We start from the raw sequence: 15,527 nt of genomic DNA on the forward strand, positions 1-15,527 counted from the left end.
TTATTACTCCCCCATAATCAACACGCGATCTTGACCGTCAGTTTCGGTCATCTCAACGATAATCTCCTCAGTTTGGCTAGTCGGAATATTCTTGCCGACATAGTCCGCCCGTATCGGCAGTTCGCGGTGACCACGGTCTACCAAGACAGCCAGACCAACCCGAGAGGGACGTCCATGACTGACCAGATTGTCGATAGCTGCTCGGATGGTCCGTCCTGTGTAGAGGACATCGTCAATCAGGATTACTTGACGGTCGGTAATATCTACTGGAATCACTGTCGTATCTTCCTCAACCTTGATATCATCTCGAAAAGGCTTGGTATCTACTTCTGCGACTGGAATATCGATATTCTCCAACTGGGCCAGTCGCTTCTGAATGCGGTTTGCCAAGTGAACCCCGCGGGTCTTAATGCCAGCCAAGACTACTTGGTTCAAGTCCTTGTTGCGCTCGATGATTTCATAGGTAATCCGCGTAATCGCACGGTTCATGGTAATGTCATCGACAACTTCTTTTGTTTTCATTCTTTCCTCCTCAAACAACAGAAAAAGTCTCCTTATTACAAGGAGACTTCAGAAAAATCTAGTCAGGCAAGCTAAAACAAGACGCACTTGCTTACACTCCACCCATCTTTTTACTTGCTCCTTGTCTATCTCTCTGGATAGAATTAAAGGATTATTTAATTTTTTATACTATATCACAATTTCAAAACTATTTCAAGAAAAAATTGTATTTTTTCTGCTCAACTGGATAAGGATTAGTGATTAGCTTCTTTCTCAGCCTTTTCCTTATCTTTTGAATCCATTTGATTTTCTTTATCTTCTGCTTGAGCTAACTCAGATTTTAATGCAGGATTTTCAGTAGTTGGCACTTCTTCTAATGATGGCTTAGAAGAGTTTTCTAGATTCTCAGCTTGACTGTTTAACTCTGCTTCAGGAGATCCAGCTGGACGCTCGCTATCATTGGAAGCTCCTTGGCCGCTTGCTTGAGCTGAGGCTGGCTTATCGGATGATGGCTCCCCTTGGACATCTGCCTTCATAGGCTCACTTTCCTTAGGCGCTTCCTTATTTTCTTCTTTTGGATCAGCCGGCTTATTATTGTCAATGCTGCCACCCTGAACATCTGGGAAATGCTGCGCCAAGGCTTTCGGAATTTTATTTTCATTCAATTCAAGCTCTTCTTTAGGGATGTGATTGTCGCTGACATTGATATAAGTCACCGTCTTATTTGGTTCCTGCAGCGCCAAGGTTGTGATTTTATTCTTGTTGACAGCCAAATTGTCTAAAGCCCTAAACTGATTAATTCCTTCCAAGTTTTTCAACTCATTCTCAGCCAAGTTTAAATTCTTCAAGGAAGACTGAGCGGCTGGAATGTCCAAAGATGTAATCTTGTTTTGACTTGCGGACAAAGTTACTAAATTCTTAGCAGCTTCAACTCCTGCCAGCGAAGTCAGACGATTTTCATTTAGGCTTAGAGTTGTCAGATTTGGATTATCCTTCAGGAAGTTCAAGCTCTCAACATTGGAATTATCAGCTGTTAATTCTTCAAGTTTGGAAGCTTTGAGGGTATTGAGATTTAAGTTTGGATTATTGGATAAGAAAAGCCTTGTTAAATCTTCTTTTTGGCTCAGAGCAGAAACATCGTGCAGCTGATTGTGCTCTAAACTTACCGCTTTTAATTTTGAAAGCTTGGTCAAAGCAGAAATATCAGAGATATTGTTATAGTCAAGGTTCAATGACTCCAGATTTTTCAGCTTAGCCAGGGGTGAGATATCGGTAAGGTCATTCCCCGCTGCAGCGACTGTTTTGAGGTTTGGGTAATCCTTCAAGAAAGATAAATCAGTGATACCATTCTGGGAAATGTCCAAGCCTTCCAAGGTCGGAATTTCTTTTAAGAAATCATAGTTGGTAACGCCTGTCTTTGTCATCCACAGCTGTTTTAAATGTTTAAATTGCAGCACTGGTCTGATGTCCTTTATCGGAGTAAAGCCAACTCCCAGAACTTCAATATTTGGCATCAGTTCCAAGCCTTTTCTTTCCAGCGGATCTTTGCGCTGGCCGATATTTAGATACTTTACAGTTGCCAGCCAGGCTTTCATCTTTTCCGTATCCGTCTCATCTGAAGGGAATGGGGTATCTGCCGTAGCATGTAAAATATCTTCAATGATTTCATCATCGAATCCTAGAGCTTTCAAGGTTGCCATACCGACTGCGTCATGAGCATGTGGATTTCCATGAGGATCAAAAGGCTTGGTCGTATCAATCTCACTAATCAAGGTCGAATGGCTGTGGTCGCCATGCGGATAGATAAATACCTTTCCTTTATCTGTATCGCTCACCTGAATAAGACTTTCATCAATTCCTAATTGCTGAGCCAAATAGGCCTTTTTCTTGGCAATTTCTTCTTCCTCGTCTGATGGACTTGGCACAGGCTCAGGTGTAGGAGCTGGTGCTGGAGCTGGCGACGGTTCTGGTGAAGGCTGTGCTTGCCCTTGCCGGCCATAGTAGGCATCTTCAGCAGCTTTCTTATGTTCCGCTGGAATCAATGACTCCCAAGGTGAAGCAATCAGCTGCTCATATGGGATGAAATGAGTATGACCATTATGATCTGCCAGCAAGCCAGTAGCCAACTTGCCTGTTACTCCGGTACCTTTAAATAAGAATCCATCACTTGTAGGATAATCAATCCCAGCAAACTGGCGTTTAGTTGTCCCTTGCTGAGGGGGAAGAGATGGCGTAGGTGTTGGCTGATAAACAGGTCCAGTAGGATTGCTAGACGGCGTTGGACGATAGCTCGGTGCTTGTGCAAGATTACCTACTGACTGTTTCAAAATGTAATGAAAATGGTCCCCGTGACGCACAACATAGCCGTATTGGTCTTCTGAAACAATGTCTCTAGGATTAAAGACATAGCCATCATCAGCAGTGCTCATTTGATTTGCCAGCTGACCCGAGCCTGCAGTCGCTTGCCCATCTTTTGGTATTAGATAGGCCCATTTACTATTCTTTAGATCAGAATAAAAAATAAAGTGTGTATGGCCATCATGCTCTAAAATCAAACCTTCACTAGTTCTAGCTTTAATTTGAGACTCGCTTTTGAAGAGAAAACCATCATCCGTCGGCTTATCAACTCCAGGAACCTGTCCTTTTTTGGTCGCCTTACTTTTCTTCTTCACCTCTTGCTTGGTCTTCACCTTCTCTTGACTGCTTTCCTGTTGAGATGTCTGAGATTGACAAGCAGCCAAGCAAAAATTACAAGCTAAGATGATTCCTGCTAAACCTAATAGTTTTTGATTGTGCTTCATTTCTTCCTCCTTTTTGTTTAACCGGTTAATCATTAACTAGTTAACTATATCATACAAATCTGATATTAGCAAGAAAAAATCGAAGCAAAATAAAAAAACAGAGCAAATCTGTTTTTTCATCTACAGTAACATGTCTCTAAGAAGTCTTTTTCTTTGAGAAAGAGATGGATTTTATCCCGTAAAAGACAAAACCAAAGATCAGGTAGGCCGCAAAAATAATCAGACACATCTGGATGACATAGGGCCAACCTTTCTTAAAGACATTGAGGAAAAAGTAGGGAAATGGATTGTCCTTGGATCTTGGAATATCTATTTTCAAGAAAAAGCCATTAAAGAGAGCAAAGGCCATGTAGACCAAAGGCACACTCGTCCAAGAAATCGGATCAAACCAACGGTACTGGCGCGATTTGTCAAAGATTACTGTATCCAGAAGAAACGCCAAGGGTACTATATAATGACATAAAAAATTCTCTAGACGGTAAAAATCTGTCGCAATCGGAGCCAGCAAGAGGTGATAAACGACACAAGTAATCATGATGGACATGGTCACCCCGCCCTTGATTCTCAAGATTTTCGGAGCCTTCCAAGCATCGCCAGGTCTCATCATCAGATAGACCAGATAGCCCGTAAAGAGCAGGACCAAGAGATTGGACAGAACCGTATAGTACATGAGCATGCCCATGCCATACTTAGTGATTTCCAGATACACACCCAAAAAGGCGAGAATAAAAAGAATAATTCGATAAATTAAGATAAAACGACGATTCATAGAGACCTCAAATTTTCTTAACAAACTCTGACTTGAGCTTCATCGCACCGAAGCCGTCAATCTTACAGTCAATATTATGGTCGCCTTCCACGATGCGGATATTTTTCACGCGCGTTCCCTGCTTGAGATCCTTGGGTGCTCCTTTGACCTTCAGGTCCTTAATCAAGGTAACTGTGTCACCATCAGCCAGCTTATTGCCATTAGCATCAATCGCTACTGGTCCTTCTTCTGCTTCTTGGACCTCAGCTGGATTCCACTCATAGGCGCACTCTGGGCAGACCAAGAGCGTTCCATCTTCGTAAACATACTCTGAATTACATTTGGGGCAGTTTGGTAAGTTGTTCATTTTTTCTCCATTTCTAGTCAAGGCTGCTAAATTCCTATACCAGCCTTCTCTATATGATTAAGCTCTTCTTTCATTTTTCAAGTCCAGCAGAATACTAATCAATGTGAAGGTCAACTAAATCCTAAAAATCTAGTTTGCTCCTATTTCCACACCATTCTAGTATAAGCTATTTTAAGCATTTTGACAAATCTCTTTTAGGATTTCCTACAGGTCTTGACCTTTCTGCAAAAACAGTGTACTATACTAGTGTATATACAGATAAAAAGGAGTCACTATGAAACCAAAATCTAAAAATCAGTTTATGACACTGACCGCTTTTTTGACTGCACTAGCTATTGTTATCCCGCTGGTTATGCCGATTAAAATTGTCATTCCGCCCGCTTCCTTCACCTTAGCCAGTCATGTCGCTATCTTTTTGGCTATGTTTATATCCCCTCTCATGACGGTGATTGTCGTGATTGGCTCTGCTATTGGATTTGGAATGTCTGGGCTTCCTTTTATCATCACGCTTAGGGCCCTGTCCCACTTGCTCTTCGCTAGCATCGGCGCTCTTTATCTGCAAAAGCACCCTGACACATTGGACAGCCAGAAGAAGACTTGGATATTTAATTTCCTACTAGCCTTGATTCATGCCTTTGGTGAAGTGGTCGTCTGCATCCTCTTTTACACAACGTCTGCCTATCCTGCTAATGCTTTCTATATCTTATTTGGTCTGGTTGGACTTGGTACGGTCATTCATAGCATGGTAGACTTTGTCATTGCTAAGTTCATCTATCAAGCGCTGAAAAAGATTCGCTAGAGCTTGAAGATTCCTGACTTTTGGTTTACAATGAAGCTATGACCAAGCAAAGACGAGAAGAACTATTAGACCTTTTGAAAACATCATCTGCTGCCCTCAATGGCCAGTCACTGGCGGAGCATTTCCATGTGACCAGACAGATTATCGTGCAAGATATTGCCCTCTTACGGGCTGATGGCGCACCCATCCTCTCAACCAACCGTGGCTATCTTTATAAAGACCGCCAAGAAAGCACTGCTGTTCATCAGCTTTTCAAGGTTCAGCATAGGGCTGAGGATATGGAAGCTGAGCTGCTGGCTATTGTGGATAATGGCGGCCGCGTACAGACTATTTTGATTGAGCATCCGGTTTACGGCGAAATCCAGACTTACCTGAAGCTAACCTGCCGCCGAGATGTTCAACATTTTCTCCAACAGGTCGCATCCTGTGCCTTTCGCCCCTTATCTGAGCTGACAGATGGAGTCCACTATCACCTAGTACAAGCCGACTCCCAGCAGGATTTGGACTATGTTGAAGCCGCCCTGAGAGACCTAGGATTTTTACAGGAATGAATAGCAAGAAAGAAAAAGACTGATTAGACCCCAACCTAATCAGTCTTTTTAGTACATACTCTTGCGCCAACCGGCTTTCAAATGATAGATAGTCGCTATAAAAACCACTGATAAAACAATCAAACTATTCTTTAAAAGAAATTAAAAAAATTAATATTCCAGAAAATACAATACTAATAATTGACAAGCCCAAGACCCTAATCTCGTTTAAATCTATGTAGAAAGAATAAAGAAAAATGAGTAAATTAAGCAAAATCACTAATATATAAAACCTAGATTGGCTCTGCTTCCATCCTTTTAAAGTATGAAAAGCAAATGGAAATCTCAAACCGAATCCAGCATTTCTAGAAGGAAAAAAATGGTTTAAGCCCAAAAGAAAAAATGCAACAATAGCAATCCATAATGAAATCATGGTAGCCATCTACCTTTCTATTTTTTCACTCCAGACACAAAAGGAAACATTTTTTAATACATACTCTTGCGCCAACCGCCTGCTATGCGCTCGTGATAGTAATACTCGGATAATTCCTCATCTTCCATCATACGAAGGAGTTCCAGCATATCGTAAGCCAAGTCCAGCTGTGGCAGGTTATCCTTATCTACCCAAGAGATCTCGCCCTCTTCTGTCGAGTGAATCTGACCAGAGAATTCAGTCGCTTTGTAGCAAAAGACGATGTAGCGAACCCCTTCATCCGTATGCCAGTTCTTAACTCCGACCAGTTTTGGATGACTAATAGTCAAACCTGTTTCTTCAAAAATCTCTCGGACTACAGCATCATGTAGGGACTCCCCCTTCTCGATATGACCACCCGGAAAGGCATAACCAGACCAATGATTGCGCTCGGGAGAGCGATACTGAACCAAGACCTTACCTCGCGTCTTATCTTCAACAAGGCAGATGTTTGTTAGGATTGTTTCTTGGGCACGTGACATTACTTCTTCCTTTCTAAATAAATAGCAATAAGAGTTGCAAGCCCAGCTATTGAAAAAAATAGGATATAAGTTACAATCGGAAACCAAACATAGCGAGAATCCAAACTGATTAGAGGTGGTGCAAAATGTTTTCCACCTTTTGACCGAATTCCTATAAAATAATGGATTAAGAAAACCGGCCCGTTCAGATAAAGAAATCCTTCCGCTAAAACCTTCAGAGAAGTAAATCCTTCTTTTCTCAAGCTACCAAATCGAGAATAATAAGGAATAAGCACCAAGAGGACCAAGTTTACATATAAAGGAGTAATATAATTCAAATGACGAAGTGGAGCAGGAATGCTCTCATTACCAAAAGTTAAATATCCCACACCAATCGCAACAACTATTAAGACTAAAAAATTTAAAAAAGCTTCTACTAGCTAATGCTTTTCCAACCAAAGACTAAACTTATTCCCCTGAACTTTTACTTTTCTTTTGTTTTTATTTTTCTTTTTGGTTTTAATTTTCATTCACCAACTCCACAATCTTTTGAAAAGTCTTGCCGTTTCGGATGGTTAGTTGTTTGTAGAAACTGGACTTGAGCAGTTTCTTATGGTAGTTGGACTTGAGATAGTCCGCTTGGTCAGCGTTGCTATAAAAGAAAGCTGTCTGCCCAAAATGCAGCTGCTCCTTGTCATTTGCCCAACTGCCAGCCAGCTCTTGAACACTCTCCCTATCTGTCTCCGGCAGATAAAAGAGAACATCTCGCCGAAAGGCTGTCTCATCCTGCCACCAAGCAGGCAGATTGGCTGTTTCTTTTTCAAGCATGACAGAGCTGACAAGGACAAAAGGCAGAGGAAAATCATAAGACCGCCTGAAATAAGTCATCAAAATCTCCCGAATCCTCTCCTCTTGCTCCTCGCTATCAAAGAAAAGATTGCCACTATTGATGTAGGAAACCGTGTTTTCAAACCCCAACCCAGCCAAATCCTTCTTCAAATCAGCCATAACGACCTTGTTTTTTCCGCCGACATTAATGCCGCGGAGTAAAAGTGCATAACGCATGTGGTGCTCCTTACAAATATATCTATTACTTATAAACTAACTGTTAGAGTTTCTAATGTAAATCATCCGTTTTTCTTTCACGGCTTTCCCGAGGTCAATAACCTTTTCCTCGCCGTCAAAAACAAAACCCATTTTTTCATAAAAGGCGATGGCACGTTTGTTATCTTCTAAAACCCATAATATAATCTCTTGATAACTATCCAAGGCAACAAAAGCAGCCTGCATGAGCTGCCGTCCTACACCCTTGCCATAATAATCTTTTAAGACATACAATGCGAAAATTTCACCCGCTATCGTAGTTGAATCTCGAAAATCACCGTAGCTAACAAAGCCAACCACTTTAGCATCATCCAAGGCAATCAAGGTATTTTCAGGGTACTTTTGACTATAAAATCGGCACTTATCCAAAGTCATCTGCTCTTGAAATTCCGCGGGCAAGATGCCATCATAAGCTTCACGCCATGTCTGCCAATGAACTCGGGATTTCCCTTCTATCTCCTCAGCTGTTTTCATTGCTTTGATAGTGATGACCATTTGTTTTTCTCCTTGATATCCCTTAATCCATCGCCTTTATTTCCAGAATCATATCGCGAATCTGTGCAGCCAGTTCGAAGTCCAGAAGTCCAGCAGCTTCTTGCATCTGTCCTTCCAGTTTCTTAATCATGTCCTTGCGTTCTTGCTTGTTGAGGCTTTCGATTTCGACAGTTTCTTCCTTGTCTGGCAAGGCAGCCTTGGTCACACTGATCAGGTCGCGGATTTCTTTTTTAATGGTCTGCGGTACAATGCCATGCTCTTCGTTATATGCCATCTGGATTGCCCGACGGCGGGCAGTTTCATCAATAGCCCGCTGCATGGACTGGGTCATAGTATCTGCATACATAATCACATGCCCCTCACTGTTGCGGGCTGCCCGGCCAATAGTCTGGATAAGACCGCGTTCGTTGCGGAGGAAACCTTCCTTGTCCGCATCAAGAATTGCCACCAGACTAACCTCGGGAACATCGATTCCCTCGCGCAGCAGGTTAATCCCAACCAGAACGTCAAAGACACCCAAGCGCAGGTCTCGGATAATCTCGGTCCGTTCCAAAGTCTTGATGTCTGAGTGCATGTACTTGACCTTGACACCCATTTCCTTGAAGTAGTCTGTCAAATCTTCCGCCATCTTCTTGGTCAGGGTTGTGATAAAGGTCCGCTCATTCTTTTCGACACGAGCATTGATTTCGCCCAAAAGATCATCAATTTGCCCCATGGTTGGACGGACTTCCACTTCTGGATCCAGAAGCCCTGTCGGCCGGATAATCTGCTCAATAACAGTGTCCGTCTGTTCATTTTCATAGTCGCCCGGCGTAGCCGATACATAGACAATCTGGTGAACATGGCTCTCAAACTCCTCCCGGCGCAGCGGACGGTTGTCCAAGGCAGATGGCAGGCGGAAACCATAATTAACCAGCATCTCCTTCCGAGAGCGGTCGCCATTGTACATGCCCCGAATCTGTCCCATGGTCATGTGACTCTCGTCAATCATAATCAAGAAGTCATCAGGGAAAAAATCCAGAAGAGTATAAGGCGGCTCTCCTTCGCTCCGACCATCCATGTGGCGAGAATAGTTCTCAACTCCATTCGTATAGCCCATCTCGCGCAGCATTTCGATATCATACTCTGTGCGCTGCTTCAAGCGCTGAGCTTCCAGAAGCTTGCCTTCCTTCTCAAAGATACCAAGCTGCTCCTCCAGCTCGGCCTGAATCTTAGCAATAGCTACTTCCATGTGGTCTTCATTGGTCACGAAGTGAGTGGCTGGGAAGATGGCCAAATGGTCCACCTCACCCAAAACTCGCCCTGTCAAGGCTTCGACCTCACGAATCCGGTCAATCTCATCTCCGAAAAACTCCACCCGAAAAGCATGCTCATCACGAGAAGCTGGGAAAATCTCCACCACATCACCACGAACCCGGAATTTCCCCCGCTGAAAGTCAATGTCATTGCGCTCAAACTGGATATCTACCAAATCATTGAGCAGCTTGTCACGGGAAATCTCTAGTCCAGGACGCAGGCTTATCACGCTGTCAGAGTATTCCTTAGGCGATCCCAGACCATAGATACACGAGACCGAAGCCACGACAATCACATCATTACGCTCCAAGAGGGCTGATGTCGCTGAGTGACGGAGCTTGTCAATCTCGTCATTGACCGAGCTATCCTTTTCGATATAAGTATCACTGGAAGGCACATAAGCCTCTGGTTGGTAGTAATCATAGTAGGAAACGAAGTATTCCACCGCGTTATTGGGGAAGAACTCCTTAAACTCACCATAAAGTTGGCCGGCCAGGGTCTTATTATGGGCGATAACCAGAGTCGGCTTGTTGACCTGAGCGATAACCTGACTCATGGTATAGGTCTTACCAGTACCCGTCGCTCCCATGAGAATCTGAGCCTTCTCGCCTCCCTCAATATTATCTACCAGCTGCTCGATAGCCTGAGGCTGGTCACCAGAAGGCTCGTACTTGGAAACCAATTCAAATTTATTATCTGTTATTCTGTTAATCATCTTTTATTCCTTAAATTGTGCTTCTATCATTTTACCATATTTGCCCTATTTTCTCTGGATTTGGGTGTAGGTAGAATGGCCACGCTTCTACCATCGTCTGTCTCTTGTCACACCTCTCGTTAAAAGACATAAAAAATGCCCAGCTAAACTGGGCGAAATGGTTATTTCTTAAAGATCAGCGCCTGAGGCAGGCGATTTTCTTTCTTTAATGACCAGTAAAGATAGGCAATGCAGCCAATCAGGACGATACTGGCAAAAATAGATCCTTCAGCACCAAAAGCCCCACCAGATAGCAAATCCACAGAAGATTGTGAGTTATAGTTCAAAATTGAGGTAGATGCTCCTTGACCACTGACCTGAATACCGTAGATATTTCCTTGCACAAAATTCCAAGCGCCGTGCATACCAGCCAGTACCCACATATTGTCATACTTGAGCATAAGGAAACAAGCAAAGATACCGTCTAGTATGATATTGACAATAGAAAGAACGGTCACACCAGGGTTAAAGAGGTGCAGTGCCCCGAATAGAGCACTGGAAATCAAGATACCAATGAAGATATTTGACTTAGCACTAACTGCTGGAAAAAGCCAACCACGCGTCACTAGTTCTTCTGTTCCGCCTTGGAGAATCCAGAAAGGAATGATTGCTAGGACGAAAATCAAAGACTGCAAGTTAAGCTGACCTAATTTCAGACTGCCTGTCCCCGTTACCAAGAGCAAGACAACAACCAGTGAAAACTGAACGGCTCCAATAAGGAAGCCTTTTAGGAGATTTTTGAACCAGTCCTGTTTATAAAATCCCAGACTAGAAAAAGGACGCTTCTCACGATACCGAACCCAGAGGAAAACTGTTAGGGCGATAAAGAAGAAACCAGCTAGCTGAAAAAAGACCGTATAGTGACTAATGGCTGCCATTGCTTCTGTCCGATTAATCGTCGGATCTGCAAAGCCAAATAAGAGTCCGACAATGATACCGATTGGCAACATTCCGACAAAACTTAAAATTCCTCCTCCATAAACAAAGCCAATAGCAATCAAGATAGCTAACCAAATCGGCGGAATATAACGCGATTGCTTGATAGCATCCAACATACGAGATTTAAACATATACACATCCCTTTCCTTATTTTTATTTATTATAGCATATTATTTTAGGATTAGCAAAAGAGTGCCGTTCGAATAGTTATTCTGTCTTTCCCACTAACCCTGTCAAACTGCCATCTTTTTTCATCTTGAAAAGCAAGTAAAGCACGGCTAACAAGAGAATGAGCGAGCTGAAAACAGAGGCTTCAGCGCCGAAAGCTCCACCAGTCAACCAGCTCCATTCTGACTTTGGAATAAAGTTCAGGACTGCCGCGTCAACGCCAGTACCACTAACGCTGAAACCATAGATATTTCCTTGGGTAAAGTTCCAAGCAGTATGAAGTCCTATAATCCCCCAGACATTGTCCGTCCGGAGCAGATAGAGACTTGCAAAGAGCCCAAATAAGGCAATGTTAAGAATGGAAAGAATACCAATATCTGGATTGCCTAGGTGCAAGAGGGCAAAGAGCAGGCTTGAAGTCAGCAAACCGATGGGCAAGTTGGTCTTTTTGACTGAAACTGGCAGAAGCCAAGCCCTTGTCACTAGCTCTTCTGCCCCGCCCTGAATCATCCAAAGCGGAAGCAAAATCAAGATATAGAGGAAAGGTTCCAGCGTCAGCTGTCCCCATTCGAAAGAGACAGCTCCGCTCAACAGCATAAGCAGAGCGACTAGACTAAAGAGGAGAAAACCTACTGTCAATCCTTTGACTAACTCCACCAAGCTTCCTTTTTTGACAAAGCCCAGAGTCGCGAGCGGTCGTCCTTCAGCCCAGCGCACCCAAAGAAAAAGAGCCAGTATCATAAATACAAAGCCGAACAAGAGAAAAGGCAGGGCAAAATTGAAGAAGATTTCAAAGAATCCGTCTTGCCCTAAGAAACCTAGCATAAGACTGAGGACAGCTGAAATTGGCTCCAAAGCCAGATAGGCCAATTGTTGTCCTCCTTGCACGAAAACAACTGCTAGCACTAGCGACAACAGATAGGGAGGGACAAAGCGAGCTTGATTGACTCCGTCCAAGATACGTGATTTTTTCATAAGAACCTCATTCTATCCTTGCTTTCATTTATTTCCAGTATAGCAGACTTTGCTCTAAGAACAAAGAAAAGTTGCGGCTATTTTTGCGAGAAATTCAGAGTTTATATGTCAGAAAACCTAACATAAAAACAGGAGAAATTTGCCTAATCAGTGATTTTTTGCTATAATGCTAGAATGCTAAAAAGGAGGAAGAAAATGAAGAAAAAATTCTTAGCAGTTTTGCTAACATTATTTCCATTTTTTGCGTTAGGGGCGACAGCCCAGGCAGATACGATCAAAATCGTATCCGATACTGCTTACGCACCATTTGAATTTAAAGATTCTGATCAGACTTACAAGGGGATTGACGTTGATATCATCAACAAGGTCGCAGAAATCAAGGGATGGGACATTGACATGAGCTTCCCGGGCTTCGATGCAGCAGTCAATGCGGTCCAAGCCGGCCAAGCGGATGCCATTATGGCTGGTATGACCAAGACAAGCGAGCGCGAAAAAGTCTTTACCATGTCTGATACCTACTATGACACTAAGGTCGTTATCGCGACGACCAAGGCAAACACCATCAGCAAATATGAACAGCTGAAAGGGAAGAAAGTCGGTGTCAAAACAGGAACCGCTGCCCAACGCTTCCTTGAGAAGAACAAGGATAAGTATGGCTACACTCTCAAAACCTTTGACACGGGTGACTTGATGTATAACAGCCTTTCTGCTGGTGATGTCGATGCAGTGATGGACGATCAGCCTGTCATTGAGTACGCCATCAATCAAGGCCAAAACCTGAAAATTTCTATGAAGGGTGAGGCTGTAGGAAGCTTTGCTTTCGGTGTCAAAAAAGGCAGCAAGCACGAGCACTTAGTTACTGAGTTTAACGAGGCTTTGGCACAGATGAAGGAAGACGGCAGTCTGGAAGAAATCATCAATAAATGGACGGCTTCTAAAGGCAGTTCTGACTCAGCTGTTCCAGAGACTTCTACTCCTGCCGGTCAAAAAGCTAGTCCGACAAAAGACAAATACATCATTGCCAGCGACTCATCTTTTGCTCCTTTTGTCTTCCAAGATGACAGCAACCAATACACTGGGATTGACATGGAGCTGATTAAGGCTATTGCCAAAGACCAAGGCTTTACTGTGGAAGTAACCAACCCTGGCTTTGATGCAGCTATCAATAGCGTTCAGACCGGTCAGGCTGACGGAATTATCGCCGGCATGTCTGTCACCGATGCCCGCAAGAAAACTTTTGATTATTCTGACCCTTACTATACAGCCAACTCTATCTTGGCAGTCAAGGACAGCAACAATATCAAGTCCTACGAGGAACTCAAGGGCAAAACAGTCGGTGTCAAAACAGGTACCGCTTCTCAGACTTTCCTTGAGGAAAACAAGAGCAAGTACGGCTACTCTATCAAAACATTCTCAGATGCAGCTTCCATGTATGACAGCCTTAATACTGGCTCCGTCGCAGCTGTGATGGATGATGAGCCCGTTGTCAAATACGCCATCAAACAAGGCAAGAAACTTAAAACACCTATTGAAGGTACACCAAGTGGCCAAGTCGCTTTCGCAGTTAAAAAAGGCAGCAATCCTGAGCTGATTGAGATGTTTAACAATGGACTGGCCAACCTCAAAGAAAGCGGCAAGTACCAAGAAATTTTAGACAAGTATCTGGCTAGCGAAGAAAAGGAATCCACTGTAGATGAGTCTACTATTTGGGGCTTGCTGCAAAATAATTACCAAGAACTTCTTAAAGGTCTGGGAGTGACGATTGCTTTGGCCCTGATTTCATTTGCGATTGCTATGGTCATTGGGATTATCTTTGGTATGTTCAGCGTCAGCCCTTATAAACCGCTGCGCTGGATTGCAGAAATCTTTGTTGATGTCATTCGTGGTATTCCACTGATGATTGTGGCAGCCTTTATCTTCTGGGGTATTCCGAACCTAATCGAATCCATGACTGGACAACAAAGCCCAATCAATGCTTTCGTTGCAGGAACCATCGCCCTCTCTCTCAATGCCGGCGCCTATATCGCAGAAATTGTCCGTGGAGGTATTCAGGCCGTTCCAGTTGGGCAGATGGAAGCCAGCCGCAGCTTGGGGATTTCCTACTCCAAGACCATGCGCAAGATTATCCTGCCACAGGCAACCAAGATTATGCTGCCAAACTTTGTCAATCAGTTTGTCATCGCACTCAAGGATACAACGATTGTCTCAGCGATTGGATTAGCCGAGCTATTCAAAACGGGTAAGGACATCATCGCCCGCAACTATCAGAGTTTCCGCATGTATGCTATCCTAGCCGTGCTCTATCTCATCATTATCACGCTCTTGACCCGCTTGGCAAAACGCTTAGAAAAGAGGATTAAGTAATGGCAAAATTAAAAATCGATGTGAACGATCTTCATAAATATTACGGAGAAAATGAAGTCCTAAAGGGAATTACCGCTAAATTCTACGAGGGAGATGTGGTCTGCATCATCGGTCCTTCTGGATCTGGTAAGTCAACCTTCCTACGCAGTCTCAACCTTCTAGAGGAAGTGACCAGCGGAACCATCACGGTTGATGGCTTTGATCTGACGGACAAGAAGACTGACGTGGATCTGGTCCGAGAAAATATCGGTATGGTCTTCCAGCACTTCAACCTCTTCCCGCACATGACCGTTCTGGAAAACATTACCTTTGCTCCTGTTGAGCACAAGCGCTTGACCCAAGACGAAGCAAATAAGCTGGGCATGGAGCTTTTAGAAAAGGTGGGCTTGGCTGATAAGGCTGATGCCACTCCAGACAGTCTGTCCGGCGGTCAAAAGCAGCGGGTGGCAATTGCTCGCGGTCTGGCTATGAATCCAGACATCATGCTCTTTGACGAGCCTACTTCTGCCCTTGACCCTGAAATGGTCGGCGACGTTCTCAACGTTATGAAGGATCTGGCCCAGCAAGGTATGACTATGCTGATTGTGACCCATGAGATGGGCTTTGCCCGTCAGGTAGCCAACCGCGTTATCTTTACCGCTGATGGTGAATTCCTAGAAGATGGCAAGCCTGACCAAATCTTTGACAATCCACAACATCCACGTCTTAAAGACTTCTTGGACAAGGTGCTGAATGTATAAAACCAAACGAAGA

Annotated in this window: 16 protein-coding genes; 4 read left to right on the forward strand and 12 right to left on the reverse strand. The window is 43.7% G+C overall.

The window, feature by feature from the left end; all coding sequences use genetic code 11:
* Positions 1-3: 3 nt before the first annotated feature.
* The 4 genes from pyrR to K1J09_RS01095 all read right to left on the reverse strand — a co-directional run bounded on the left by pyrR (position 4) and on the right by K1J09_RS01095 (position 4,417).
* Positions 4-522 carry a bifunctional pyr operon transcriptional regulator/uracil phosphoribosyltransferase PyrR gene (gene pyrR / locus K1J09_RS01080; RefSeq protein WP_049547678.1) on the reverse strand — a complete coding sequence of 173 codons (519 nt, stop codon included), beginning with the start codon at positions 520-522 and terminating at the stop codon, positions 4-6.
* 233 nt (positions 523-755) lie between these two features.
* Positions 756-3,302 carry a pneumococcal-type histidine triad protein gene (locus tag K1J09_RS01085; protein WP_223322567.1) on the reverse strand — a complete coding sequence of 849 codons (2,547 nt, stop codon included), beginning with the start codon at positions 3,300-3,302 and terminating at the stop codon, positions 756-758.
* Positions 3,303-3,438: 136 nt separating this feature from the next.
* Positions 3,439-4,071 carry a Pr6Pr family membrane protein gene (locus K1J09_RS01090; RefSeq protein WP_223322565.1) on the reverse strand — a complete coding sequence of 211 codons (633 nt, stop codon included), beginning with the start codon at positions 4,069-4,071 and terminating at the stop codon, positions 3,439-3,441.
* A gap of 7 nt (positions 4,072-4,078) precedes the next feature.
* Entirely contained in the window at positions 4,079-4,417 is a 339-nt protein-coding gene (locus K1J09_RS01095; protein WP_002897401.1) for a zinc ribbon domain-containing protein YjdM, read from the reverse strand.
* Positions 4,418-4,691: 274 nt separating this feature from the next.
* Between K1J09_RS01095 and K1J09_RS01100 the strand changes: the two genes are divergently transcribed.
* Both K1J09_RS01100 and K1J09_RS01105 read left to right on the forward strand, forming a co-directional pair.
* Positions 4,692-5,216, forward strand: coding sequence for a membrane protein (locus K1J09_RS01100; RefSeq protein ID WP_002906384.1), 525 nt, complete (start codon positions 4,692-4,694; stop codon positions 5,214-5,216).
* Positions 5,217-5,236: 20 nt separating this feature from the next.
* Positions 5,237-5,767, forward strand: a complete 531-nt coding sequence (locus K1J09_RS01105; RefSeq protein ID WP_223322562.1) for a transcription repressor NadR — start codon at positions 5,237-5,239, stop codon at positions 5,765-5,767.
* A 124-nt stretch (positions 5,768-5,891) separates the two neighbouring features.
* Here the strand turns inward: K1J09_RS01105 and K1J09_RS01110 are convergent, their stop codons facing one another.
* From K1J09_RS01110 to K1J09_RS01145, 8 genes are all read right to left on the reverse strand, one after another.
* A complete protein-coding gene (locus tag K1J09_RS01110) occupies positions 5,892-6,188 on the reverse strand; it encodes a hypothetical protein (RefSeq protein ID WP_002897396.1) in 297 nt (98 codons plus the stop codon).
* A gap of 44 nt (positions 6,189-6,232) precedes the next feature.
* The gene (locus tag K1J09_RS01115; protein WP_002897394.1) at positions 6,233-6,700 is read right to left on the reverse strand and encodes an 8-oxo-dGTP diphosphatase; all 468 of its coding nucleotides are present in this window, start codon (positions 6,698-6,700) and stop codon (positions 6,233-6,235) included.
* The gene (locus K1J09_RS01120) at positions 6,700-7,086 is read right to left on the reverse strand and encodes a hypothetical protein (protein ID WP_223322802.1); all 387 of its coding nucleotides are present in this window, start codon (positions 7,084-7,086) and stop codon (positions 6,700-6,702) included. Before K1J09_RS01120 ends, K1J09_RS01115 begins: the two co-directional genes overlap by 1 nt.
* A 112-nt stretch (positions 7,087-7,198) precedes the next feature.
* Positions 7,199-7,744 carry a DUF1697 domain-containing protein gene (locus tag K1J09_RS01125; protein WP_002897392.1) on the reverse strand — a complete coding sequence of 182 codons (546 nt, stop codon included), beginning with the start codon at positions 7,742-7,744 and terminating at the stop codon, positions 7,199-7,201.
* A 36-nt stretch (positions 7,745-7,780) separates the two neighbouring features.
* Positions 7,781-8,278, reverse strand: a complete 498-nt coding sequence (locus K1J09_RS01130; protein WP_002897391.1) for a GNAT family N-acetyltransferase — start codon at positions 8,276-8,278, stop codon at positions 7,781-7,783.
* Between the two features lie 22 nt (positions 8,279-8,300).
* Complete coding sequence (gene uvrB, locus K1J09_RS01135; RefSeq protein WP_002912666.1) at positions 8,301-10,289, reverse strand: excinuclease ABC subunit UvrB; 1,989 nt, start codon at positions 10,287-10,289, stop codon at positions 8,301-8,303.
* 161 nt (positions 10,290-10,450) lie between these two features.
* A complete protein-coding gene (locus K1J09_RS01140; protein WP_223322800.1) occupies positions 10,451-11,398 on the reverse strand; it encodes a CPBP family intramembrane glutamic endopeptidase in 948 nt (315 codons plus the stop codon).
* Between the two features lie 76 nt (positions 11,399-11,474).
* Entirely contained in the window at positions 11,475-12,410 is a 936-nt protein-coding gene (locus K1J09_RS01145) for a CPBP family intramembrane glutamic endopeptidase (RefSeq protein WP_223322560.1), read from the reverse strand.
* 195 nt (positions 12,411-12,605) lie between these two features.
* Between K1J09_RS01145 and K1J09_RS01150 the strand changes: the two genes are divergently transcribed.
* A complete protein-coding gene (locus K1J09_RS01150; protein ID WP_223322557.1) occupies positions 12,606-14,774 on the forward strand; it encodes an ABC transporter substrate-binding protein/permease in 2,169 nt (722 codons plus the stop codon).
* Positions 14,774-15,514, forward strand: a complete 741-nt coding sequence (locus K1J09_RS01155) for an amino acid ABC transporter ATP-binding protein (protein ID WP_223322555.1) — start codon at positions 14,774-14,776, stop codon at positions 15,512-15,514. Before K1J09_RS01150 ends, K1J09_RS01155 begins: the two co-directional genes overlap by 1 nt.
* Positions 15,515-15,527: the final 13 nt, after the last annotated feature.

The sequence above is a fragment of the Streptococcus sanguinis genome (assembly GCF_019928825.1).
Taxonomy (GTDB): Bacteria; Bacillota; Bacilli; order Lactobacillales; family Streptococcaceae; genus Streptococcus; species Streptococcus sanguinis_L.

Coding starts and splice junctions, on each gene's coding strand:
- K1J09_RS01110 (WP_002897396.1), bottom strand. CDS start 6,188: ATGGCTACCATGATTTCATTATGGATTGCTATTGTTGCATTTTTTCTT.
- K1J09_RS01115 (WP_002897394.1), bottom strand. CDS start 6,700: ATGTCACGTGCCCAAGAAACAATCCTAACAAACATCTGCCTTGTTGAA.
- K1J09_RS01100 (WP_002906384.1), top strand. CDS start 4,692: ATGAAACCAAAATCTAAAAATCAGTTTATGACACTGACCGCTTTTTTG.
- K1J09_RS01140 (WP_223322800.1), bottom strand. CDS start 11,398: ATGTTTAAATCTCGTATGTTGGATGCTATCAAGCAATCGCGTTATATT.
- K1J09_RS01145 (WP_223322560.1), bottom strand. CDS start 12,410: ATGAAAAAATCACGTATCTTGGACGGAGTCAATCAAGCTCGCTTTGTC.
- K1J09_RS01150 (WP_223322557.1), top strand. CDS start 12,606: ATGAAGAAAAAATTCTTAGCAGTTTTGCTAACATTATTTCCATTTTTT.
- K1J09_RS01095 (WP_002897401.1), bottom strand. CDS start 4,417: ATGAACAACTTACCAAACTGCCCCAAATGTAATTCAGAGTATGTTTAC.
- K1J09_RS01125 (WP_002897392.1), bottom strand. CDS start 7,744: ATGCGTTATGCACTTTTACTCCGCGGCATTAATGTCGGCGGAAAAAAC.
- pyrR (WP_049547678.1), bottom strand. CDS start 522: ATGAAAACAAAAGAAGTTGTCGATGACATTACCATGAACCGTGCGATT.
- K1J09_RS01085 (WP_223322567.1), bottom strand. CDS start 3,302: ATGAAGCACAATCAAAAACTATTAGGTTTAGCAGGAATCATCTTAGCT.
- K1J09_RS01130 (WP_002897391.1), bottom strand. CDS start 8,278: ATGGTCATCACTATCAAAGCAATGAAAACAGCTGAGGAGATAGAAGGG.
- K1J09_RS01155 (WP_223322555.1), top strand. CDS start 14,774: ATGGCAAAATTAAAAATCGATGTGAACGATCTTCATAAATATTACGGA.
- K1J09_RS01090 (WP_223322565.1), bottom strand. CDS start 4,071: ATGAATCGTCGTTTTATCTTAATTTATCGAATTATTCTTTTTATTCTC.
- uvrB (WP_002912666.1), bottom strand. CDS start 10,289: ATGATTAACAGAATAACAGATAATAAATTTGAATTGGTTTCCAAGTAC.